The sequence below is a fragment of the Alistipes sp. An54 genome (assembly GCF_002159375.1).
Classification (GTDB): domain Bacteria; phylum Bacteroidota; class Bacteroidia; order Bacteroidales; family Rikenellaceae; genus Alistipes; species Alistipes megaguti.
Genome location: NZ_NFIA01000008.1, coordinates 53158 through 76604, shown reverse-complemented (window position 1 = coordinate 76604; position 23447 = coordinate 53158). Strand labels below are relative to the sequence as shown.

19 protein-coding genes are annotated in these 23447 nt (G+C 63.3%); all 19 read right to left on the bottom strand.

Translation table 11 applies throughout. The features are described 5' to 3' along the window. Positions 1–3: 3 nt before the first annotated feature. Entirely contained in the window at positions 4–1338 is a 1335-nt protein-coding gene (ftsZ, locus tag B5G09_RS08985) for a cell division protein FtsZ (protein ID WP_087309685.1), read from the bottom strand. A 217-nt stretch (positions 1339–1555) separates the two neighbouring features. After that, positions 1556–3073: a cell division protein FtsA gene (gene ftsA, locus B5G09_RS08980; protein ID WP_087404930.1), complete on the bottom strand. Its 1518-nt coding sequence runs from the start codon at positions 3071–3073 to the stop codon at positions 1556–1558. 14 nt (positions 3074–3087) lie between these two features. Next, positions 3088–4200 (bottom strand): hypothetical protein, encoded by a 1113-nt coding sequence (locus B5G09_RS08975; RefSeq protein ID WP_087404929.1) that lies wholly within the window; start codon positions 4198–4200, stop codon positions 3088–3090. A gap of 12 nt (positions 4201–4212) precedes the next feature. Next, positions 4213–5595, bottom strand: coding sequence for a UDP-N-acetylmuramate--L-alanine ligase (gene murC / locus B5G09_RS08970; RefSeq protein WP_087404928.1), 1383 nt, complete (start codon positions 5593–5595; stop codon positions 4213–4215). Continuing rightward, complete coding sequence (gene murG, locus B5G09_RS08965) at positions 5595–6695, bottom strand: undecaprenyldiphospho-muramoylpentapeptide beta-N-acetylglucosaminyltransferase (protein ID WP_087404927.1); 1101 nt, start codon at positions 6693–6695, stop codon at positions 5595–5597. The genes murC and murG overlap by 1 nt, the downstream gene beginning before the upstream one ends. 264 nt (positions 6696–6959) lie before the next feature. Next, positions 6960–8501 carry a YifB family Mg chelatase-like AAA ATPase gene (locus B5G09_RS08960; protein WP_087404926.1) on the bottom strand — a complete coding sequence of 514 codons (1542 nt, stop codon included), beginning with the start codon at positions 8499–8501 and terminating at the stop codon, positions 6960–6962. Between the two features lie 21 nt (positions 8502–8522). Next, positions 8523–10115: a replicative DNA helicase gene (gene dnaB, locus B5G09_RS08955; RefSeq protein ID WP_087309677.1), complete on the bottom strand. Its 1593-nt coding sequence runs from the start codon at positions 10113–10115 to the stop codon at positions 8523–8525. A 124-nt stretch (positions 10116–10239) separates the two neighbouring features. Further along, complete coding sequence (locus B5G09_RS08950) at positions 10240–10962, bottom strand: ComF family protein (protein WP_087404925.1); 723 nt, start codon at positions 10960–10962, stop codon at positions 10240–10242. Continuing rightward, positions 10946–13207 carry a primosomal protein N' gene (gene priA, locus B5G09_RS08945; RefSeq protein WP_087404924.1) on the bottom strand — a complete coding sequence of 754 codons (2262 nt, stop codon included), beginning with the start codon at positions 13205–13207 and terminating at the stop codon, positions 10946–10948. Before priA ends, B5G09_RS08950 begins: the two co-directional genes overlap by 17 nt. 9 nt (positions 13208–13216) lie before the next feature. Beyond that, on the bottom strand, positions 13217–14113 hold the full coding sequence (locus B5G09_RS08940) for a YitT family protein (protein ID WP_087404923.1): 897 nt from the start codon (positions 14111–14113) through the stop codon (positions 13217–13219). A 74-nt stretch (positions 14114–14187) separates the two neighbouring features. Further along, positions 14188–15162: a TIGR01212 family radical SAM protein gene (locus B5G09_RS08935; protein ID WP_087404922.1), complete on the bottom strand. Its 975-nt coding sequence runs from the start codon at positions 15160–15162 to the stop codon at positions 14188–14190. A gap of 15 nt (positions 15163–15177) precedes the next feature. Beyond that, entirely contained in the window at positions 15178–16680 is a 1503-nt protein-coding gene (locus B5G09_RS08930) for a DNA/RNA non-specific endonuclease (RefSeq protein ID WP_087404921.1), read from the bottom strand. 82 nt (positions 16681–16762) lie between these two features. Next, positions 16763–17932 (bottom strand): DNA/RNA non-specific endonuclease, encoded by a 1170-nt coding sequence (locus B5G09_RS08925; RefSeq protein ID WP_087404920.1) that lies wholly within the window; start codon positions 17930–17932, stop codon positions 16763–16765. A gap of 19 nt (positions 17933–17951) precedes the next feature. Beyond that, a complete protein-coding gene (gene dtd / locus B5G09_RS08920; RefSeq protein ID WP_087404919.1) occupies positions 17952–18404 on the bottom strand; it encodes a D-aminoacyl-tRNA deacylase in 453 nt (150 codons plus the stop codon). Between the two features lie 49 nt (positions 18405–18453). Beyond that, entirely contained in the window at positions 18454–19140 is a 687-nt protein-coding gene (locus B5G09_RS08915; protein WP_087309661.1) for an RNA pseudouridine synthase, read from the bottom strand. A 7-nt stretch (positions 19141–19147) separates the two neighbouring features. Then, a complete protein-coding gene (locus B5G09_RS08910) occupies positions 19148–19603 on the bottom strand; it encodes a cytidine deaminase (RefSeq protein WP_087309659.1) in 456 nt (151 codons plus the stop codon). Between the two features lie 294 nt (positions 19604–19897). Beyond that, positions 19898–20590, bottom strand: coding sequence for an SIMPL domain-containing protein (locus tag B5G09_RS08905; protein WP_087404918.1), 693 nt, complete (start codon positions 20588–20590; stop codon positions 19898–19900). 158 nt (positions 20591–20748) lie between these two features. After that, entirely contained in the window at positions 20749–21666 is a 918-nt protein-coding gene (locus tag B5G09_RS08900; RefSeq protein WP_143256522.1) for a M23 family metallopeptidase, read from the bottom strand. A 183-nt stretch (positions 21667–21849) separates the two neighbouring features. Next, positions 21850–23259, bottom strand: a complete 1410-nt coding sequence (gene rlmD / locus B5G09_RS08895) for a 23S rRNA (uracil(1939)-C(5))-methyltransferase RlmD (protein ID WP_087404916.1) — start codon at positions 23257–23259, stop codon at positions 21850–21852. Positions 23260–23447 lie beyond the last annotated feature (188 nt).

Here is a 23447-nt window from a genome sequence, read left to right as displayed (position 1 = left end):
TGGTTAATCAAACAGCGATCCGCCCTTCGGCTCTTCACGCTGCGTATTTTTTGCGGGGGTCTCCTCCTTGATCACCTCCTTGCGCCCGCCGGGCATCTGGACGATGAACTTCGAATTGCGCGTCTGGTAGGCCGGTTTGGCCAGCAACGCATCGATATCTCCATAACGGGAGGATTTCGCACCCAGCATCACCTGCTCGGGCTGACGAACAACCGGTTTGGGCGCCGCCGGCTTGATCGGCTCCAGCACCGGAGGTACGGAGGCCTGCTCGGGCTTCGGCGTCGTCTGTTCTGCCGTACGCTGCGCCGGGATAATGGGCTTCATGCCATGGGCCTCCTCGTCGCCGTCGAATCCCGTGGCGACCACCACCAGCTCGATGGCATTGCCCAGCTGCGGTTTCTCGCTCGTACCCCAGATGATGTTGGCATTGTGGATGACCCCCTGTTCGTCCTGCACGCTGGCATGCGACTGGATGTACTCCAGAATCTTGACCACCTCCTCGTACATCAGGCTGTCGGCATTCGACACCGAGATGTTCAGCAGGATATTCTTGGCTCCGGAGATCAGATTGTGGTCCAGCAGCGGCGAGCGCAGTGAAGCCTCGGCAACCGCCTCGGCACGATTGTCGCCCTCGGCCGTGGCAACGGCCATGTGGGCCCGGCCGCTGTCGCGCATCACCTTCGAGACATCGGCAAAGTCGACATTCACCAGATCGCTCTCCACGGTGATGATCTCGGCAATGCCCTTGGCCGCCGAGGCCAGAATGTCATCGGCCTTTCCGAAAGCCTGCTTGAGCGAGAGGCGTCCGTAGATCTCCAGAATGTTTTCGTTGTTGATAATCAGCAGCGAATCGGTCGTACCGCGCAGTTCGTCGATACCGCGGAAGGCCTGTTCGTAACGGATCTTACCCTCGACAGCCAGCGGCGAGGTGACGATGGCCACCGTCAGGAGCCCCATCTCCTTGGCAAGTTTCGCAATCACGGGCGAGGCTCCCGTACCGGTTCCGCCGCCCATGCCGGCCGTGATGAAGAGCATCTTGGTGCCGGCCTCCTCAAGTGCCTGCCGGATCTCGGGGAGTGTCTCGACGGCCGCACGGCGTCCGTTTTCGGGATCGTTGCCCGCTCCGAGGCCCTCGGACCCCAGGCGGATCTTCTTCTCCACGGGGCTCTTGTCCAGCGCCTGCTGGTCGGTATTGCACACCATGAAGGTGACGCCCCGGATCCCGAGGTTCCACATGTGATTCACGGCATTGCCTCCGGCTCCGCCCACGCCGACCACCATGATAATCGATCCATCGGTACGCGGAACCTTGATTTCCGACATCAATTCGTCTGTCATATCTGAATTCTCTTTTTTATCGTCTCCATTCGAGGCGGGTCGGGGACTTCGGCAAACCGGTCTCCCAAAACCCACACTCCATATCTTTTCCTGCTCGCACTGTCCGCCATCACAGTCCGTCCCCGGCTTCGGCGGTCCCTTCTCGGCGTCCACATTCTCCGGCGGCCCTCCTTCTCAGATGCCCCTCGGCGGCCCCTTCTTCACCCCCCCCCCTCGATCAGATTTCCTCGTCCTCGGCGGCCGAGAAGCTCTTGTTGATCTTGTCGAAGGTATTCTGGAAGATCGAGCGCCAGTCACGTTTGCGGCGGGTTTCGGGCTGATGCTTCTCCTCCTGCGGCTCCTCGGCGGGAGCTGCCGGCTCCGATTCGGCCGGCTCGGGAGCAACGGCCGCAGGAGTCGGCTGCGGCTGGCGCGGCGGCACGTGGCGGAAGCTCTCCGGGGCCGGAGGCGTCGGCGTATAGGGCTGACGCATGCCTGAAGGCCGCACCGGATTGGGAATATTCATCCCCGGAGCAGCTGCTGCCGAAGCAGCACTCTGCGTCGTGGCGGCCGGGGCCACCGGATTCTCGATGACCATACAACCGCCCAGCTCAGCGCCGTGAAGCAGGATGCCGACCACCGTCGAAAGAGCCGGATCGGCCACCTTGGCCTTCGACGTCCCGGTGATCCCCTCTTCGGGGAGCGCAACACGGACATCCATGCCCGTTATGCGGCGAAAGAGCTCGTCGAGATGTTTGAGTTTGGCCGAGCCGCCCGTCAGCACAATGCCGTAGACCAGTTTGTCGGCAAAACCCGAATCCTTGATCTCCTGCTGCACGAACTCCACGATATCCGTGGCCCGGGCCTCGATCACCGTGGCCAGGTTCCGCAGCAGGATGTCCTTGGCCTCGCGGGGCGTGCGTCCGTTGACGCGGACGAGTTTGTCCTCGGGGGCCAGTTCGGCCACTGCCGAACCATATTTGAGTTTGAGGCTTTCGACCAGCTTCTCGGGCACGCTCATCGTGCGGATGTCGCTGTTGATGGCCGAGGCGCCCATCGGGATCGAGGCGATGTAGCGGATCACGTTGCGGTAGTAGACCGTCACGTCGGTCACACCGGCGCCCACGTTGACCACCGCAGCCCCCTCCTCCTTCTCGTCGGGGAGCAGCACGGCCTCGGGCGTGGCCATCGCATCGGAGACCACCCCCAGCATCCGGATGCCGAGACGTTTCAGAGCCATGTCGAGACGCTGTATCGGCGTCTTCTGGCAGAGGATGAAGTTGAATGTCGAGCCGAGTTTCTTGCCGAACGACCCCACGGGGTTATGCACCTCCTGGCTGTCGTCGACCACGTAGTTCTGGGGGACACGCTCCATGATCGTCTCGTCATCGGGCGCCTGGACGTTGCGCATCCGGTCAAACAGGGCGTCGACATCCTTCTGGTTGACGCCGTTCTGAGGATCGTAGACAAAGACGTGGTCCGTATGGCGGGCGCAGCGCACGAACTCGCCGGAGATCCCCGCATAAGCCTCCGTGATGCGGATGCCGAACTGCTCTTCGACCTCCGAAACCGCCGACCGGACAGCCTGACTCACCAGTTCGATGTTCTCGATCAGGCCCGCATGAACACCCTCCTTCACGGGCTTCGTGACGACACACGCCACATCGAGCAAACCCTCCGGAGTCCGCTCCCCGACGGCTACCTTCACCGACGAGCACCCCAGATCGATCGCTACGGTATAATTTTTTCTTTCCACGGTATATTGTTCCTTTACTTTTTGCAGACTACCTGATTGTCGTATCGGATGTCGATCACCCGGTAGGTGTCCCAGCCCAGCGTCGAAAGACCGTTGCGGTAGAAGCACAACAGTTTGTCGAACTTGCGGTCCACCTCCTCCAACCGACCGAAAAGGATCGTATAGCTGCCGCTGCGCGGGGTCAGCTCTACCTCCAATGCTCCGCTGGGGGTCGTATAAGCGGCTATCTGCACCACCTCCGACCTCCAGAAATCATCCTCTTCGACAGTCTCCACAAAGGTAAGGAGTTTCATGAAATCTTCGTAGCTTTTCTCCAACTTTTTTTGTTTGCGGAGCTCGGCCTCCTGCTGGCGGTCGATCCGGTCGAGCTCGTCGCGAATCACCCGCGTGCGGTAACGCCACGTCCGACGCGCCTGCGCCTTCTTCTCCCGCAGCTGTTCGACGCGTTTGTCGAAAGCCTCGGCACTCTCGCCCTTCCACCAGCGGCGCCTCAGCCGTTCGCGACGAATCATCCGATATTCATTCTCGTAGGTCTGTTCACGCCGGTAAACCGGGATCTTCGACCGTTCGAGTTCGGCAATCCGCTCGTCGCACTGCCGCAACCGCTCGTCCAGGTAATCGCGCGCATCGCCCACATAATCCGTCGGGAAGGGAGGTCTGTAGGAGCCCGTCACCACCGGCACGTAGAGCGACGAGGCCCGCGGTGCCGCAAAGACATATCCCGCCGAGGTGACATAGGCATTCATCCCGTCGGTCAGCAGTCGCAGCAGCGGCTCGCGCGGCGCGATCTTCACGTGCAGCACCCCCGGATCGGAGACGTAGGCCACCACCCGCTCCACAAAGCCGTTGCGGGCGATCAGCCGTTCGATTGCGTGCAGATCCACCTCTCCAACTGCCGTGCCGATCGTGCCGATTCCGCTCTGTGCAATCCAGCTCCGCACCTGCCGGCCCGTCACCAGATAGCCCTGCGACGTACTGTCGACCACCTCGATCTCCAGACTCCGGACCTGCCGGACCCTGCGTGCACGGCACACCGAGATCCCCGCCCACACCATGTAGACGAGAACCCCCAGCCACAGGGCTCCCAGAATGACCGGTCGGAGATATTTCAGGGTCGGTTTCGCCATCGGGCTTCGGGATCAGGATTTCCGTTTGAGCACCTCGGCCAGCGCCTCGCAGCAGGCGTCGATGTTCCCGGCTCCGAAGCTGATCACCACGTCGGTATCCATCGCGGCGACCGTCTCGGCCAGATGTTCGCGGTCGACGATGCGGCACGGGACCGTCACCCGTTGGGCGATGATCTCCGACGTGATCCCCTCGATGGGCTCCTCGCGGGCCGGGTAGATCGGCAGCAGCACCACCTCGTCGGCATGCGACAGCGCCTCGGCAAACTCCACGTAGAGGTCCCGCGTGCGGGTATAGAGGTGAGGCTGGAACAGGGCCGTGATGCGCCGTCCGGGGAACATCTTCCGCACCGACGTCAGCGTGGCGGCCAGTTCGCGCGGATGGTGCGCATAGTCGTCCATGTAGACCTGCTTCGGCGTATTGACATAGAACTCGAAGCGGCGCTTCACCCCCGAGAAGGAGGCCAGCGCCTCACGAATCCGATCGGCGTCCAGTTCCTGACCCACGAAGTGGGCCGCACACCAGACGGCCGCCACGGCACCCACCGAGTTTTCGATGTTGACCCACCCCGGGACGCCGAGCGTACACCCCTCGATCGCCCCCGACGGCGTGACGATGTCGTAGCGATAGTGTCCGCCGCCGATCAGCTCGACGTTGCGGGCGTAGAAGTCGCACGGCGTATCATAGGCGTAGCGATAGACGGTGATCTCCGAATTGTCGATCGTCAGATCAAGCCCCTGCTTGATGACGAGGTAGCCGTCGGGGCGGATCTGGCGGATGAACTGCACGAAGGCCGCCTTCAGAGCCTCGTGCGTACCGTAGATGTCCAGGTGGTCCGGGTCGGCCGAGGTGACCACCGCCACGTCGGGGTACAGGTGCAGGAACGAACGGTCGAATTCATCGGCCTCGACGGCCAGCCGTTTGCCGTCGCCCAGCACCAGATTGCCGTCGAAGTTCTTCGAGATGCCGCCCAGAAAGGCCGAGCCGCCGCCCGTCAGCGCACGGTTCAACCATGCGATGAGGGTCGAGGTGGTCGTTTTGCCGTGCGTGCCGGCCACCGCCATCACGTATTTCCCCTCGGAGAGATGTCCCAGCATCTGCGAACGCTTCTCGATACGGAAGCCGTGTTCGCGGAAGTAGGTGTATTCGCTGTGGTCGTGCGGCACGGCCGGCGTGTAGACCACAATCGTGCGGGCCGGGTCGAGGAACTCCGCCGGGATCAGCCGCACGTCGTCCTCGTAGTGGACGGCGGCCCCTTCGGCCTCCAGCTGATCGGTCAGACGGGTCCGCGTGCGGTCGTAACCGCCCACCCGGCACCCTTCGTGCAGAAAATAACGCGCCAGGGCACTCATTCCGATGCCCCCGATTCCGAGAAAATAGACACTCTTGCGTTCCATCATTTTATCACTTTGAGGATCTCATCGACAATATCGTCCGCTGCGTGGGGTTTGGCCAGCAACTCCAGGTTGCGGCTCATCGCCGCCAGCCGCTCACGGTCGCCCAACAGCTCCAGGGCCAGCGGCATGGCCCGCGTGCGGCACTCCGCGTCGGGAACCACCACGGCCGCCCCTTTCGCTTCAAGGGCCCGGGCATTCTTCGTCTGGTGGTCTTCGGCCACGTTGGGCGAGGGGACGAAGAGCACCGGACGGGCCACCAGACACAGTTCCGAAACCGTGCCGGCACCGCTGCGCGAGACGACCAGATCGGCCGCCGCATAGGCGTAGTCCATGCGTTCGATGAAGGCCCCCTGCCAGACATGCGCCGCGGGGTGGGCCGCCAAAAAGGCCTGCATCTCCCGCTCGTAATACTTGCCCGTCTGCCAGATCACCTGCACGGGTGCCTTACCCCCCGTATCGAGGATCCATTGCTTCATCATCTCGTTGAGCGAACGTGTCCCGAGCGATCCGCCTACGACCAGAATCGTCGGCAGATCGGCCGTCAGTCCATAGTATTTCAGCGCCTCGGCACGGTCGGCCCCCTGCTTCGAGAAGCGTCCCCGCAGCGGATTGCCCGTCAGCGTGATGCGGTCGGACGGGAAGAAGCGCTCCATCCCCTCGTAGGCCGTGCAGATGCGCCGTGCCCGCCGGGCCAGGATCTTGTTCGTCACCCCGGCGTAGGAGTTCTGCTCCTGGATCACCGTCGGGACGCCCATGTGCTGGGCCGCCCACAGCACCGGAGCACTCGCATAGCCGCCGAAGCCCACCACGGCATCGGCCCCGAAATCACGGATCACGCGCCGCGCCATCCGCAGGCTTCGCAGCACCTTCAGCGGCACGAGCAGATTGTGCCAGTCCAGACGGCGCTGCAGACCGGCGATCGGCAGACCGACGATCCGGTAACCCAGCGCCGGGACCTTCTCCATCTCCATCTTCCCTTCGGCGCCGACGAACAGCAGTTCGACCTCGTCGCCCAGACGGCGTTTCAGCGCCTCGGCAACCGCCACGGCCGGATAGATATGGCCGCCCGTACCGCCGCCCGAAAGAATAATTCGTTTCATATCGTTTTTCCGTTTCAACTTTTCCATTTTCTCCAGCCGAATCGGGACCCGGAAAACCCACGTCTTCGGTTTCTACATCCGACTCTTTGTTCGGGAACCGGGGTTTTGGGTTCGGGCCATTCGTCCGCGCCGCCCTTTAGCCAACTCCCTCATCCTCCTTTCATCACCGCCTCGCCACCCTTCCATCTTCATCGCCCGTTCGTCGCCTCTTCATCATCTCTTTGCCGTCCTTCGCCGTCTCTCCATCGGTCCTTTATCGGCCCTTTATCGGCCCCAGGTCCCGCGGTCCAGCGAGCGGTAGCCGATCGCTTCGGCCACGTCCGCCGCGGCAATCTCCCGGCGACCGGCCAGATCGGCAATCGTGCGGGCCACCTTCAGAATCCGGTCGTAGGCCCGCGCCGACAGCGACAACTGCTCCATGGCCCGCTGAAGCAACGCCTCCGAAGCACTGTCCAACCGGCAATACTCGCGCAGCAGACGCGAATTCATCATCGAGTTGGTATGCACCCCCTCGACGTCGCGGAAGCGTTCGGCCTGAAACGCCCGGGCCCGGATCACCCGCTCGCGAATCGCGGCACTCGGTTCGCCCGGGGCCGCCGAGGCCAGTTCCGCGGGGGTGACGGGCGTCACCTCAACCTGCAGGTCGATGCGGTCCAGCAGCGGACCCGAAATGCGCCCCATGTAGCGGTGCACGGCCCCCGGCGAACAGGTACAGGGTTTGGTCGGATGGTTGTAGTAGCCGCACGGGCAGGGATTCATCGCCGCCACGAGCGTAAAGTTGGCCGGATACTCGACGCTGTACTTCGCCCGCGAGACCACGATGCGCTTCTCCTCGAGCGGCTGGCGCAGCACCTCGAGGACACTCCGCCCGAATTCGGGCAGCTCGTCGAGGAACAGCACGCCGTTGTGGGCCAGCGACACCTCGCCCGGACGCGGCGACTGTCCGCCGCCGATCAGCGCCACCTGCGAGGTGAGGTGGTGCGGAGCCCGGAAGGGGCGCAGCGTCATCAGTCCGCCGGCAAAGCCGCTCTTCCCGGCTACGGAATGGATCTTCGTCGTCTCGAGGGCCTCCTCGCGCGTCAGCGGCGGGAGGATCGTCGGCAGACGCCGCGCCAGCATCGTCTTGCCCGAACCCGGGGCGCCGATCATCAGCACGTTGTGGCCTCCGGCCGCAGCGATCTCCAACGCCCGCTTGACGTGGGTCTGCCCCTTGACATCGGCGAAATCCTCGGCATAGTGCATCCGCGAGGCGTCGAACGGATCCTCTGCGGACGGAAGGGTCGGCGCGATCGTCCGTTCGCCGTTCAGGTGGGCGATGACCTCGCCGAGCGTGGCGGCGCCCACCACCTCGATCCCCTCGACCACGGCCGCCTCGGCGGCATTCTCCGCCGGGAGGATCAACCGCCGCAACCCCTCGCGCCGCGCCGCAACAGCCAGCGGAAGCACCCCACGCACGGGTCTCAGCGAGCCGTCGAGCGACAACTCGCCGACGAACATCGTATCGGCCACCGCGTCGGCCGCGATGCGCTCCATCGCCGCGAGGATTCCCACGGCGATCGGCAGATCGAATCCCGACCCCTCCTTGCGCAGGTCGGCCGGAGCCAGGCTCACAACCACCTTGCGGCCCGACATCCGTTCGCCCGAGTTCTCGAACGCCGCCCGGATGCGCTGTTCGCTCTCCTTGACGGCGTTGTCCGGAAGCCCTACCAGATACAGACCCAGCCCGCCGCCCGTGATGTTGACCTCGACGGTCACCTTCACGGCGTCGATTCCCAACAGGGCTCCGGCGTATGTACGGACAAACATGATGGACGCGTTTTTTTCGGATCAGAACGGCGCCTCGTCGTTCAGATTGGCCGAACGGTTGACGTCGAACTCGCCCCCCATGGCACCGCTCAGGGCTCCGCCTGCCGGAGCCGCCCCCGTGGGGAAGTTGTTCGAACCGCTCGCATAATCGTCGTAGGCCTGCTGGCTCTCGGTCGCATCGGCCGGCGGCAGCATCGAATCGTCCAGGTCGGCAAAGCGCGCCTGCTCCTTGAGGAAGCGCAGCGGCACGTCGCACACCGCACCGTTACGGTGCTTCGCAAGGATAATCTCGGCCATACCCGCCGTGGGCATGCCGTTCTCATCCTGCGTAATGCCGTAATACTCCGGACGGTGGATGAAGGCCACGATGTCGGCATCCTGCTCGATGGCACCCGACTCGCGGAGGTCCGACAGCTGCGGGCGTTTCGAACCGCCGCGCATCTCCGTCGCACGGCTCAGCTGCGAAAGGGCGATCACCGGCACGTTCAGCTCCTTGGCGATCGCCTTGAGCGTACGCGAGATGAAGGCCACCTCCTGTTCGCGGTTGCCCTTCGTATCCTGGTTGCCGGTCATCAGCTGCAGGTAGTCGATGATGATGATCTTGATGTCGTGGTGGATCTTCAGACGCCGCGCCTTCGAGCGGAACTCGAAGACCGACAGGGCCGGCGTATCGTCGATATAGAGCGGAGCGGCACCCAGCGGCTTGGTCGCCGACTCGAGGTGGCGCCACTGCTCGGGGGTCAGACGGCCCGACTTGACGTCGTTGCCCGAGAGGCCCGTCTCGGCGATGATCAGACGCATCATCAGCTGCACGGCCGACATCTCCAGCGAGAAGAAGGCCACGCCCTGTTCGTGGTCGACGGCCATGTTGCGCGCCATCGACAGCACGAAGGCCGTCTTACCCATCGAAGGACGCGCCGCCACGATGATCAGGTCCGACAGCTGCCAGCCCAGCGTCACGCGGTCCAGCGCCGCGAAGCCCGACGGCACGCCGCTGTACGAGCTGGTATTCTTCGAGGCCTCCTCGATCTGCTCGAGCGCCCGGGCCAGGATCTCCTTCGACGACTGCACGGAGCGCTTGACGTGTCCCTCGGCCACCTTGAAGATCTCGCCCTCGGCAAAACCGATCAGCTCCGTGACGTCGGTCGACTCGTCGTACGACCGCTTCTGGATCTCCGTAGCCGAGCGGATCAACTCGCGCTGGACATACTTCTGGGCAATGATCTTGGCATGGAACTCCACGTTGGCCGCCGAGTCCACCTTCTGGGTCAGCTGAGCCAGATAGGCGGCGCCGCCCACCTTCTTCAGCTCCTTCTTGGCCTTCAGCCGCTCGGTCACCGTGTAGAGGTCGATGGGCTTGAGCTCCATCGAGAGCTCCTCGATGGCCTTGTAGATCAACCGGTGCTCCTCGGTGTAGAAGGCCTCCGGGGTGATGAACTCCTGCACGGCAATGATGCTGTCCTTCTCGAGCATCAGCGCGCCGAGCACCGCCTCCTCCAGCTCGACAGCCTGGGGCGGCACGTTGCCCGCACCCTCCGTCAGGGCCTCGTAGGCCTCGCGGTTGCGCGAATAGGCGCTGCCGCGCTGGGTTGTATTGTTGTAGTCTCTTGCCATGAATTTTCCGCTCTGTTCGGACCTCAAAAATACGGATTCGGCCCGACATATCAAAACCTCCCGGGCATACTTTTTTCAGATTCGCCCCGCCGCGGCCACCACCGCAGCGAGAGGCGCGGCCGGATCACTCCCCGACACCCAGTTCACGCTGCGAAACGGCCAGCGCCGCCAGGCTGATCCGGCAGTCGGGAACCGCCCGCAGGATCTCCGCGGCACACGACAACAGGGTCGAGCCCGTCGTCATCACGTCGTCGACCAGCAGCACGTGGCGACCGGACAATCGCTCCGCATGCCGCACGGCAAAGGCCCCCTCGACATTCCCGGCCCGTTCGCGGCGCGACTTGCGAGCCTGGCTCTGCGTGTTGCGCCGCCGGTAGACGCTCCGCCGCTCGACCCCGACGCCCAGCTGGCGGGCAATCCCCTCGGCAATGTATTCCGACTGGTTGTAGCCCCGCCGGCACCGCTTGAAAGGGTGCAGCGGCAGCGGAACGACACAATCCACATCGCCGTAGAGCCCGCTCTCGCGCAGGTAGCGCCCGTACCACTCGCCCATCTCGCGCGCCGTACGCCACGCCCCGCGGTACTTGAACGAGTGGATCAGCTGCCGCCAGCCGCTCCGGTGGACGAAATAGAGGAATCCCGAGGCCTGCACGACGGGCACCTGACCCCAGCATCGGCGCACGACGGGGTTGTCCGCCTCGCGCCAGAAGCCCGTCAGCGGGGCCGTGGCGCGGCAGAGCGTGCAGACCGTCCGCTCGCCCCGCGCGAGTGGTTCGCCGCAGACGGCACACTGCGCCGGGAAGAACAACGACGCCACATCGTGCAGCAACTCACTGAGGATCGACATCCACCACGACGGTTATGGCCCTGCAGGCCGGATTTTCAGAGAAAGATTTCAGCTCGGCGCCCAGCAGTTCGCGGGCCCGGGCCGACGAGGCCCCGCTCTCGATCTTGAGCAGCAGCCCTACGAGGTATTCGCCCCGGATGCGGTCGACCGGCGGGGTCATCGGCCCCAGCACGCGCCGCCCGAAGCGCACGCGCAGCCGTTGCGCCAGCTCCATGACGCCGCTGCGCAGCGTCTCGGGATCGCGGTGGCGCAGCGTAAGCGACGTCAGCCGCGCGTAGGGCGGGTAGAAGAACTGCTGCCGCTCGGCCAGTTGCGTGCGCACCATCGCCTCGTAGTCGCCCGTGGCCACCTGGCGGATCACCGGATTGGTCGGGTCACCCGTCTGGATCACCACCTCACCCCCGTCACCGCGCCGCCCGGCCCGGCCCGAGACCTGCATCATCAGCTGGAAGGCCCGCTCCGCGGCCCGGAAATCGGGGTTGTTCAGCAGGTTGTCCGCATTGAGGATTCCGACAAGCGAGACCCCCGCAAAGTCAAACCCCTTGGTGATCATCTGCGTACCGACCAGAATGTCGGTGCGCCGCGCCGCGAAGTCGTCGATAATGGCGTTGAAGGCGCGCTCCGAGGTGACGCTGTCGCGGTCCAGTCGCGCCACACGCGCCTCGGGGAAGATCCGCGCGATCTCCTCCTCGATCTTTTCGGTTCCGAAGCCCACCGGGACCACATCCGTCACACGGCACGAGGGGCACTTCGCCGGCACCTCCTCCGTATGGCCGCAGTAGTGGCAGACCAGCTTCCGGCCGCTCTTGTGGTAGGTCAGCGTCACGTTGCAGTTCGGGCAGCGTGCCGTCCACCCGCACTCCGTACACTCGACATAGGGCGAGAACCCCCGCCGGTTCTGGAACAGCATCACCTGTTCGCCACGCTGGAGCGTCTCCCCGATCTTGTCCAGCAGCAGCTTGTTGAAGTGGGCGTGGCGCTCGCCCCGGCGGGCCGCACGCAGCGTGTCCGAGATGTAGACCACCGGCAGCCGCGCCTCGCCGTAGCGTTCGTTCAGCACCGCCTTTCCGTATTTGCCCGAAGCGGCATTCGACCACGACTCCAACGACGGCGTGGCGCTGCCGAGCAGCGTGCGGCCCCCGGTCAGCCGCGCCATCACCACGGCGCAGTCCCGGGCGTTGTAGCGCGGCGCCGGATCCACCTGCTTGTAGCTGGCGTCGTGCTCCTCGTCGACGACGATCAGTTGCAGGTGTTTCAACGGCAGGAAGATCGACGACCGTACCCCGACGACAAACTCGCCCCCCTGCGACCGGCTCAGCCGCAGGTAGGTCTCCGTACGGCGGCGGTTCGTGAGTTTCGAGTGGTAGGCCGTCACGCGGCTGCCGAAGATCCGCTCCATGCGTTCGATCAGCTGGGCCGTCAGCGCAATCTCCGGCACGAGCAGCAGCACGTCGCCCCCCCGCGCCAGCACTTCGGCGATCAGGTGGATATAGATTTCGGTCTTGCCCGAGCCCGTGATTCCCTGCAGCAGCGCCGTGCTCCGCCCGGCGGCAAACTGGGCGCGCAGCGTATCGAGCGCCTGCTGCTGGTGGGGACTCAGCTGCGGCAGGCGGAAGGTCGAGCCGCCCCGTTCGACGGTACGTTCGTGCGCCGTGCGCCGGATCAGCCCCTTGCGTTCGAGCGTATGCAGCACCGTCGAATCGGCCTGCAGCAGTCGCCGCGCCACCTCGCCCGTCGAGATGCGCGTCTCGTCGCCCGCCGAGGCGATCTCCAGCAGCGCCTCGTACTGGCGCGGAGCCCGCCGTTCGAGGCGTTCGCACACCTCGTGGAAGGCCTCCTCGCCGCCAAGTTCCGGCGCCAGCGAGACGTAACTCTCCATCCGGGGGCGGAACTCCTCCTCCGAAAACTCCTCCTCGGTATCGCCCGAGGGCTTCATCAGCGACGGCAGCGCACAGCGCATCACCTCGCCCACCGAGCACATGTAATACGAGGCGATCCACTCCCACAGCCGCCGTTGCGGGGCCGAAAGAAGCGGCTCGTCGTAGAGAATACGTTGTACGGATTTGATACGCGGGAAATCGGGACGCCGCTCATGCAGCCGCCAGACGATCCCCGTACAGAACCTGTTGCGCGGGCCGAACCGAACCGCTACGGCCTGCCCTTCGCGGAGCGTCAGCCCCTCGGGCACAGCAAACGTATAGGCCGGTTGCGCCAGCGGCAGGACGATATCGGCATATTGCGGCATTCGATCGCGTCAGACCTTGTTGATGGCCTGGAAACCCTTGCCGTAGACCCCCATCACCGAACCCACGGTGAGGAAGGCGTCCGGATCGATCGTCTTGACGAACTTCAGGATCATCGTCGTCTCGCTCTTGCGGCAGACCACCATCACGATCTTCGACTTCTCCTTCGAGTACCACCCCTGCGAATCGATCAGCGTCACGCCGCGGTGGATGTTCTGCGCGATGGCGTCGGCCATCTTCTCGTAGTCGTGCGTGACGATCAGCACCTGGCTCGACTGCCGGTTGCCGGCCATGATCATGTCGACCGTATAGCCCACCACGGCCGTCATCACGTAGCCGTAGATCACGGCGCTGATGCCCTTGCCGACGAGCAGCGACGAGGCGATGATGACGAAATCCGAATAGATGAGGATCTTGCCGTAGCTGATCGTACGGTACTTGTTGATGATCATCGCCACGATGTCCGTACCGCCCGTCGAGCCCCCCTGCGAGAAGCAGAGCGCAATACCCGCACCGGCCAGAATACCGCCCATGACGATGGCCAGCAGGTTGTCGATGCCCAGGAAATTGCCCTCGGGAAGCACATCCTGCCAGAAGTTCATCCCCACGGAGATGACCAGCACGCAGAAGATCGTCTTGATGCCGAAATTCCACCCCACGATGAACCCGGCAACAATCAGCAGCGCGGTGTTGATCAGGAAGACCATCGTACCGATCTGGATGTGGAAGCCGATGTTCTCGAGCGCCGTGCACAGCACCAGCGAAAGTCCCGCGGCACCACCGCCGACACCGTTGGCCGGAAGAATGCAGCCGATCCAGCCGAACGAATACAACATCATGCCGAAAAACATCAGGAAATACTCCTTGACGCTCCTCAGCACCAGTTCCAGTGTAATTTTAGGTTTCATGGGCGATTGATTATTCGGCAACAGGCCCCGTACGGTCGATCCCGGAGATCCGGATTCCGCCGCTTCGGACGCTCCTATTGGGGATTGTTTTCTTTATCCTCCACAAAGGTAGTAAAAATTTCGCCTTGCCAAACATCCCGTTCCTCCAATCTTCGCTCCAACATCGAGAGAAGTTGTTCGTTGCGCACCAGGCCCCAGTTGCGGCCGTAGTGGTAGCGCGGCGGGGCCTCCGAAGCGAAGCGTTCGACAACCAGATCGGGGCGCAGGCGGCGGAGGATCTCCACGAAGAGATCGAGGTACTCGTCGAGCGTCCAGAAGCGGAAGCGTTCGGGGTGGGCGTCGTACTCGGCGGCCATGGCCGTGCCGCGGAAAACCTGCAGCTGGTGAAACTTCACGGTCGTGAGCGGCAGGGCGTTGATCCGTGCCGTCTGTTCGAGAAGCATCACGTCGGTCTCGCCCGGGAGCCCCAGAATGAAGTGCCCTCCGACGCTGAGGCCCCGTTCGGCGGTCATCCGCACGGCCCGCCGGGCGGCGGCAAAGTCGTGGCCGCGGTTCACGGCCCGCAGCGTCGTATCGAAGGTCGACTCGATGCCGTACTCGACGGCCACGTAGCGGTCGCGGGCCACGCGGGCCAGATAGTCGAGCGTCCGCTCGTCGATGCAGTCCGGACGCGTGCCGATCACCAGCCCCGCCACATCCGGATGGCGCAGCGCCTCGCCGTAAAGCTCCTGCAGGCGCTCCAACGGCGCGTAGGTGTTCGAGTAGGACTGGAAATAGACCAGGTAGCGCTGTGCCGTGCGGTAGCGGTTGCGGTGAAACTCGATTCCCTCGTCGATCTGCTGCGTGATGCTCTTCGACGGCGAGCAGTACGACGGCGTGAAGGCGCCGTTGATGCAGAACGTACACCCGCCGCGCCCCAGCGTTCCGTCGCGGTTCGGACAGGTGAAGCCCGCATCGACCGAGAGCTTCTGCACCCGGCCGCCGAACCGCCGGCGGAAGTACCCCGCATAGGAGTTGAACCGCCGGCTGTCACCCCACGGATAGATCATCGTCCCCGCGTGCGGTTAAAGGTCCCAGTCCAAAGGGTTGTAGGTGTCCTTCGGGGCGTTCGGGACGTTCGCAAAGAAAGTCAGACCGGTCTTTTCTTCCAACGCCTTGACCGACATGAGCAGGCCTTTCGATGCATACTGACTCGGCTGCGGAACCTCGGATTTCGAATAGGTCCGATGCTCAATCATAATGGCAATACACTGCAATTCATCACGGGAACAATCCACGACCCATTTGTTCTTGTGACCTTTGGTCCGCAACAACACCTTGTAGAAATGAGTCGGAATGGTCGTGCCGCTCACCTTTTTGTTGCGATCGGCCCAATAACAACCGATCACCTGATAGGTCGTATCTGCTGTATTTCCCCATTGGGTATCCACCCAGTCTTCCAGGGTATTCCAGGCTCCACCTCCCGTATTAAAATACGGCTGACCCAACTGGGGTGCGATATTCGAATAATAGAAGACCTGCCGGTTGGTGGCATTGCTTACCAGCCGTTCGCTCGAACCCAGCAAGTGTCCCCGTGTGTAACCTTCCCATTTGCCCGGTTGTGAAACGGAAATATCAGGATCTTCCCGATAAGCATCCGTACGCTTTGTATTTTTTTGGGCATAACACGTATGCATGGGAGCTGCCACCCAAATGGCACACTTCAAATCGTCACTGTAGCAGACACTGTAATTACGTCTCAACTGGCGATTATTCGTCCCGGGAACATAAACATCGGGGCAAAGGTGGTAGGCATAATAATAGTCGCTTTTATCCTGCACCATCGGGAGTTCCGCCCAGCCCGAATAGGCGGTCAGGCCGCCCTCGGATGACGACGTCGTGAAGCGGCCCATACCGCTCACGTAGCTCTCGCCCTGCCACTCGGCGCAGAGGCGGAATTCATACGCGGTCGAAGCCGTCAGTCCGCTCAGCGTCACGCTCTTGACGCCCGTACCCGCCGTCACGCTCTTCTGTGTATAACTGCCGCCCGAAACCGGACGATACTCGAAATACAGCGTATAGTCTGCCGTCGGCTGCTCAAAGGCGAAACCGCAGCTGAGTGTCGCACCCGAAGCCGTAACGTTCGTAGCCTCGGGCGTGCCGAAGGCCGGGCCGTCGGGATCCGGGTCCGGAAGATCGGTGACGGTTCCCGTCGTAAAGGTCGTGCCGGTGCTCTGCATGCGGGCCCCGCCGAAATCGGCATAGGCATAGACCACATAGAGCGTCTCGGGCTGCAGGTTGCTCAGCGTGGCGGCGATCGTGCTGCCCGAAGCGGTGGCCGTAGCCGTCGACTCGAAGGAGCCGACGCCGGCCGATGTCACCGCGGCATAGGTGAAGCCCGAATTCGCTCCGGTCAGCACGCCGGCGCCGAATTTCGTCTCGCAACGTACCTCAACGGTCGTGCCGTTCACCGTACTCTCGGGGGTCAGGAACCATTCGCTGCCCGTCACACCACTCTCCTTGTCGGAGTCACAGGCGGTCGAAAAGAGCACCAGACCGCCCATCAAAAGGGTAAAAATGCGTTTCATAAACTTAACGGATCATTCTTGCCGGGGCATCTTACAACATCCCCGATCCACATGAGTTATTTTTCTGTCGTTAAATGGTTTGTCATCGAAAACTCCACGCCGAGGCATCGAACGTCTCCTTCGGGGCATTGGGGACGTTTACGAAAAAGCGCATGCCGGTCAGCCGCTCGATCTCGGCCACCGACACCATGTTGGCCGAAGGCTTGCCGCTCGGATAGGCCCTGTTCTCGAACCAGAAACCCACACACTGGAGCTCTTCGGCCGACATCTCCTGCACCTTCCGCCCCGTATCGCCATCCTTCGAACGCAGCAGCACCCGGAAGAAGTGGCTCGGAACCCGACACGGATTTCCGGCCTTGTCGGTAACCGTCGCCGTCTCGTGCACGCCCCACACGCCCGAAACGACGTAGAGCGTATCTGCGCAGATGTTGTTCCAGCAATCGCCCTCGAGCGACGACCAGACGCCGCTGTTGAAACTTTTCTGCCACTGTGGCGCCACGTTCGTCACATAAAAGGTCTGCACGTTGGCCGCATAGTTCACCGTGCGGTCCTCCGAAGCCAGCAGATGCCCCTTCGAGTAGCCGGGCTGCGGCTGGTAGGAACCGCTGGTCAGCGACGGCTGGATCAACCGCGGCACCTCGGGATCATAGGCCCACTTGTTGGTCCGCGTCTGATTGCCCTGGTAGCATTTGTGCAGCGGGAAGGCCGACCATACTCCGATCCGCCCCTCCACGTCGCAGCAGACCGTATAGTTGCGGCCGCCGGGAAGCCCCTCGCAGTAGTGGGCCGCATAGAAGAGCTCCTCCGAGGCGGGATCCATCGCCGGGAGTTCGGCCCATCCCGTCCGGGTCGTAAGATCCTGGCTCTCGGGCGCGGGAACGGTCCCCGTGCGGAACGTCGCCGCGGGGCTCTCGATCCGTACGGAGCCCAGCGTCGCAAAGGCCCGGACCGTATAGCGGGTATCGGGCTGCAGATCCTGCAACCGTCCCGTCAGCGTCGTGCCCGTCACGGTGATGTCCCGCTCGGTCTGCGAGCTCCCGGACTCCGCCGTACAGACGAATCCCGCATTCTCCGCCGTCACAATCCCCTCACCGAGGGTCGTGGTGCAGCTCACCCGCGCCATCATCCCCTCAACCTCGACCGTCGGCGTATCGAACCACTCGCCGGATGATTCCGGCTTGTCATCGCCGCATGCGAAGAATACGGTCCCGAAGGCCCAGGCTGCACTCAGCAGCAGCATCGTCTTCTTCATAAGGAAAGGTTCAGGCGTGTTATTCTTTGTTTTTGGAGTCGATCCAGATGGTTACCGGACCGTCATTGAGCAGTTCAACCTGCATGTCGGCACCGAACTGTCCCGTGGCAACGGGCCGTCCCAGCAGTTCGCCAACCCGCACGGCGAAGCGTTCGTAAAGCGGCCGCGAAACGGCTTCGGGTGCCGCCTTGATGTAGCTCGGGCGGTTGCCCTTGCGCGTCGAGGCCATCAGCGTGAACTGGCTCACCACCAGCACCTCGCCGGAGGTCTGCACCACGTCACGGTTCATGACGCCCGCCTCGTCGTCGAAGATCCGAAGCCGTATGAGCTTGCCGGCCAGGTATTCGAGATCCTCCTCCCCATCGTCGTTCCCCACGCCGACGAACACCAGCAAACCCGCTCCGATGCGGGAGTAGAGCCGGCCGCCGATCGTCACGGAGGCCCATTTCACACGTTGTATCAACAGTCGCATATCGTTCGGGATTTCATTCCTGCGCAGCAGAGGCGTCGTGCGGCCTCCGCTACAGATTCTCGAAGGCGGCCCAGAGGTTGTCCCCCGCCGGAACGGGCGCCACAACCGAAATCAGTTCGTGACGCACCGGGTGTTCGAACTCCACCCGCCGCGAGTGGAGCGAGATTCCCCCGCCAGGCAGCGAACGCCGCGCCCCGTACTTCAGGTCGCCGCGGATCGGGCAGCCGATCTTCGAGAGCTGGGCCCGGATCTGGTGGTGACGTCCCGTCAGGAGCTCCACCTCGACAAGCGTGTAGTTGCGGCCGCGACCCCGCGTCTCGTAGCGCAGCCGCGCCTCCTTGGCATCCCCTTTCGGGGCGTCCAGAGCCCGCGAACGGTTCGTACGGCCGTCGCGCAGGATGTAGTGGTGCAGTTCCCCCTGCTCGGGGACGGGCGTCGCCTCGGTCAGCGCCCAGTAGATCTTGTGGATCCGCCCCTGACGCAGCATTTCGTTCAGCCGCGTCAGCGCCTTGGAGGTCTTGGCGAAGAGCACCGCACCGCTCACCGGGCGGTCGATGCGATGGACCACCCCCAGAAAGACGGCGCCCGGTTTGGCGTCGCGCTCCTTGAGGAAGGCCTTGATCTGATCCTCCAGGGCACTCTCGCCCGAGGGGTCCGGCTGCACGAGGTCGCCGGCGTGTTTGTTCACCACCAGCAGGTGGTTGTCTTCGTAGAGTATGTCGTTCGGGTGGAACATCCGCAGCTTACAGGATAAAGGTGAAGGGAAGCAGCCGGGCGGCCTCGTCGACCACCGATGCCGAGCCGCCGCCGCTCATGATGACACGGATCGGGCTGCCCTGGCGCCGCTCGACGTCGACCAGCACCTGGCGGCACTGTCCGCAGGGGTAGCATTCGCGCTCCGAGGGGTCCGAAGCGATGGCCAGCGCCTCGATCGGATCGTCGGCATGGTTGGCCTCGGCGTAGAAGAGCAGCGTCCGCTCGGCGCAGAGTCCGGCGGGGAAGACCTCGCTCTCGGAGTTGCTGCCGTGCAGGATCCGCCCGCTGCGCAGCCGCGCAGCCGCCCCGACGCGGAAGTTCGAATAGGGAGCATAGGATCGCTTCGTGGCCTCTTCGGCCTCGGCAACCAACAGGCGGTCCGCTTCGGGAAGTTCCGACAGCGCCGCATAATGTTCATAATCGAAACGGAACTGCTTTTCCATAAACGCCTCCTTTTTTTGCAGGGGTGAATCACAAAGGTAGAAAATATTTCCGAATCCCGCAACAGCTTCGTCCCGACAGCCGGACGGCCGTCGGGCGGAACGCACCCCGAAGACAAAAAATGGACGGAAGAGGTTGATTTGGAAAACCTCTTCCGTCCGGAATCTGCAGCCACAGGCGTCAGCAGCCGAACAACGCCGCACGCCCGCCGGGCATCACCCGCCCGTCGGGTGCCGACACAGCGCCGCTACTCGAGCACGAACTTCGACTGCCCGCCAGGTGCCGACACCGCGCCGCTACTCGAGCACGAACTTCGCCTGCACGCCGTACTCCAGCCGCAGGGTCTTGAACTCGAGCGGGGCCTCCTCCTCGAACTGCATCTCGCCCGTCGCCACATCCTTGGCGCTGCGCATCAGCACCCTGTTGTCATACACGGCCGGCACGACGTTGCTGTTCGAATCGTAGATATAGAAGCACCGTCCGACCTGCTGCCCGATCGCCTCGGCCAGCGTGGCGGCATTCTTCCGCGCATTGCGGATCGCCTCGACGCGAACCTCCTCCTTCAGCTGGTCGATCTTCGAGTGCGAAACCTTCAGGATCGAGACGTTCGAGATGCCCAGATCGTCCAGCGCCTGCCAGACGCGGGCCACCTCGGCCGACGAACCCAGCTGCAGCTGGTATTTGGCCGTGGCCACCGAGCTCTTCTTCTTGAAGAACTCACTCGAGAGGTTGGCCACCTTGAGCTGCTTGTCGATATTGACGTTCAGCCGCTTCAGCGCCGCAATCATGTCGCGCTGCTGGCGCTCGACCGAGATCTTGCCCTTCGAATCGCGTTCGTTGATAATGATCTGCAGGTAGAATTCATCGGGAGTGATCTCCTTTTCGGCCCGTCCGTAGACCTGGACGTAACTCGGGAATGCCTCTTGAGTCTGGGCAGCGGCCGGAAGCGCCACGAGCGCCGCAACGGCCCACAAAATCAATCGTTTCATCTTCTTCGGATTTTAAATGTACAACAGGGCCTCCGCTCCCGCTTCCGGGGCGCCCGATTCCGGGGCCGGGAGTCGCTGCGGAGAGCCTTTCTGACAGAAAAACGGAAAACATGCGAAAATACTGCATCGCACGGAGCGGAATCTGCCATGCGGTGCGGCTACCGGTGCAAGGCGTGCCAGCGTTTCAGCTCGCGTTTCGACAGCTCGCGCAGGAGCAGGTCGTCGTTCATCACCCCCTGGCAGACCCTCTTCTCGCCGATAAAGAGATCGCCTTCGGCCGTCGCAAAGCGCCCCTTTACGTAGCGGGTCCGCGGCTGCGCCTGCAGGGGATCGTCGCCGGGATCGAAAGCCCGCCGCGTAAGCATGAAAACCGTAAAATGGTGCTCGCCGTCGTAGCTCCCGGCCAAACCGAGCGGCGTGCCGGGCAGCACTTCGTCGCCCACCCCGACCAGCAGGTGCTCCGCTTCGAGGCAGGTATAACAGCCCCGGCTTCCGTCCGCATGCTCGACATCAAGCCGCACCGTCCCCGCCGTGGTCTTCACGTCCGGACGCTTGATCGGAGAGTCGGCGGGCGAGAGGATCGACAAAACGATCCCGCGGCGTGCGGCATAGACCGTATCGCCCTCCTCCAGACCGACCGAATACCCGATGATCCGGCGTTCCGACTCCGGACGATCCATGTCCCGGCCGTCGCGCACGGGCGTGATCTGCAGCGGACGCTGCGTCGTGGCCGGAATCCGGTAGACGAACATCGTGTCCACGGGCGAATCCACCCGCCCGGAGAGGGTCCGGTAGGCATAGTTATACCCCACGTCCCGCGTCTTGTCCTCGGGGCGGAGCGTCAGGAACGAATCCCCGTCCTGCGCAATCTCATATCGGTAGACACCCGGCAACTGGTTGCAGTTGCTCACCTCACGCAGGTCGAAATAGAGGGTCAGCACGCCCGGCGAGTTCTTCCCCTCGAGATAAAAGGTCAGGACTTTCGTCGCGGGATCCCTCTTCACCCGGACCTGCGGCCCGGCCACCGCCTCGACCGCGAGCAGCAGCGACAATACAAACAAAAGGCGATTCATCATGGTTCGAAGTTTTAAGGTTGTTCAATCGGTTGCCGGGCCCCGGAAAAAGCGGGGCGCGGGCGGACAGCACGGCGCGGAACGTACTGTACAGTGCCGGGCGGGCAGGCGACGGGCGGGCAGCGACGGGCGGGCAGGCGACGCGAGGCATACACGCCGCGCGGCAGGGCCAATAGCCCACCAGGATCAGCGGCGCACCAGCTTTACGACATTCTCCACATGATGCGTGTGGGGGAACATGTCGACGGGCTGCACCGCCTCAACGCGGTAGGCTTCGTTCATCAACGCCAGGTCGCGCGCCTGCGTGGCCGGGTTGCAGCTCACGTAGACAATCCGCTCGGGGGCCGCCCGCAGGATCACCTCAATCACCGGCTCGTCCACTCCAGCGCGCGGCGGATCGAGGATGATGACATCCGGATGGCCGTTCGCCGCAACGAACGCATCGTCGAGCACCGCCTTCATGTCGCCGGCATAGAAGCGCGTGTTGCGGATGCCGTTCAGTTCGGAGTTGACCTTCGCGTCAGCGATCGCTTCGGGGACGTACTCGATGCCCACGACCCGCGCACAGCGTGCGGCGCAGAAGTTGGCGATCGTCCCCGTTCCGGTATAGAGATCGTAGAGCGTATCCCCGGGGTGCAGATCGGCAAACGTGCGCGCCACCTTGTAGAGTTCGTAGGCCTGCTTCGAGTTGGTCTGGTAGAAGGACTTCGGACCCACCTTGAAGCGCAGCCCCTCCATCTCCTCGATGATGTGGTCCTTGCCGCGGTAGCAGACCGGCTCCAGATCACCCACCGAGTCGTTCAGCTTCGTGTTGACGATGTAGAAGAGCGAGGTGATCTGCGGGAAGCGCTCCGACAAGTGGTCGAGCAACGCCTCGCGGCGTGCGCGGTCCTCCTCGCCGAAGACCACAATCACCATCACCTCGCCCGTCGAGGCCGTGCGGATGATCATGTTGCGCATGAACCCCGTATGTTCGCGGGCGTTGTGGAACGTATAGCCGTATTCAAGGCAGAAGCGTTTGGTCTCGAGGCGGATCCCGTTCGAGGGGTCGGGCTGCAGCCAGCACCGGCGGATGTCGAGCACCTTGTCGAACATCCCCGGAATGTGGAACCCCACGGCCGGCGATGCTTCGAGTTCCTCGCCCGAGGCGATCTGCTCGCGCGTGAGCCAGCCGCGGTCGGCAAAGGTGAATTCGAGCTTGTTGCGGTAGAAGCGCGTCTCGGCCGAACCCAGGCAGGGGGCGATCTCCGGCAGCGTGAGTTTGCCGATGCGCGTCAGCTGGTCGCGCACCTGCGCCGTCTTGAAGCGCAGCTGCTCCTCGTAGGGAAGGTTCTGCCACTTGCAGCCGCCGCAGACGCCGAAGTGTTCGCAGAAGGGCTCCTCGCGCAGCGGCGAGCGTTTCACGTAGTTCACCACGTAGCCCTCCATGAAGCGGCGTCGCTTGAGGCGGATCTGCACGTCCACCACGTCGCCCGGCACGGTCATCGGCACGAAGACCACCACATCGTTCCAGCGGCCCATGGCCTTGCCCTCGGCCGCCAGGGTCGTAATCTCAAGCCCCTCGATCAGGGGATAGTTCGCTTTCTTTCTTGCCATCGTTTCGGATTCGGAATTCAGAGTGCAAAGGTAACAAAATTTTCGCCCCGGCAGCCGCTACCGCCCCCATCCGGCTCACACCCCGCTCACGGCCGCCCCTCCCGGAAGCGCTTTTGAGGAATAAAGATAGGCAAAATCCCGCAAAAAACGCTATCTTTGCCCGAACAGTGACCCCGAAAAAGTCAATT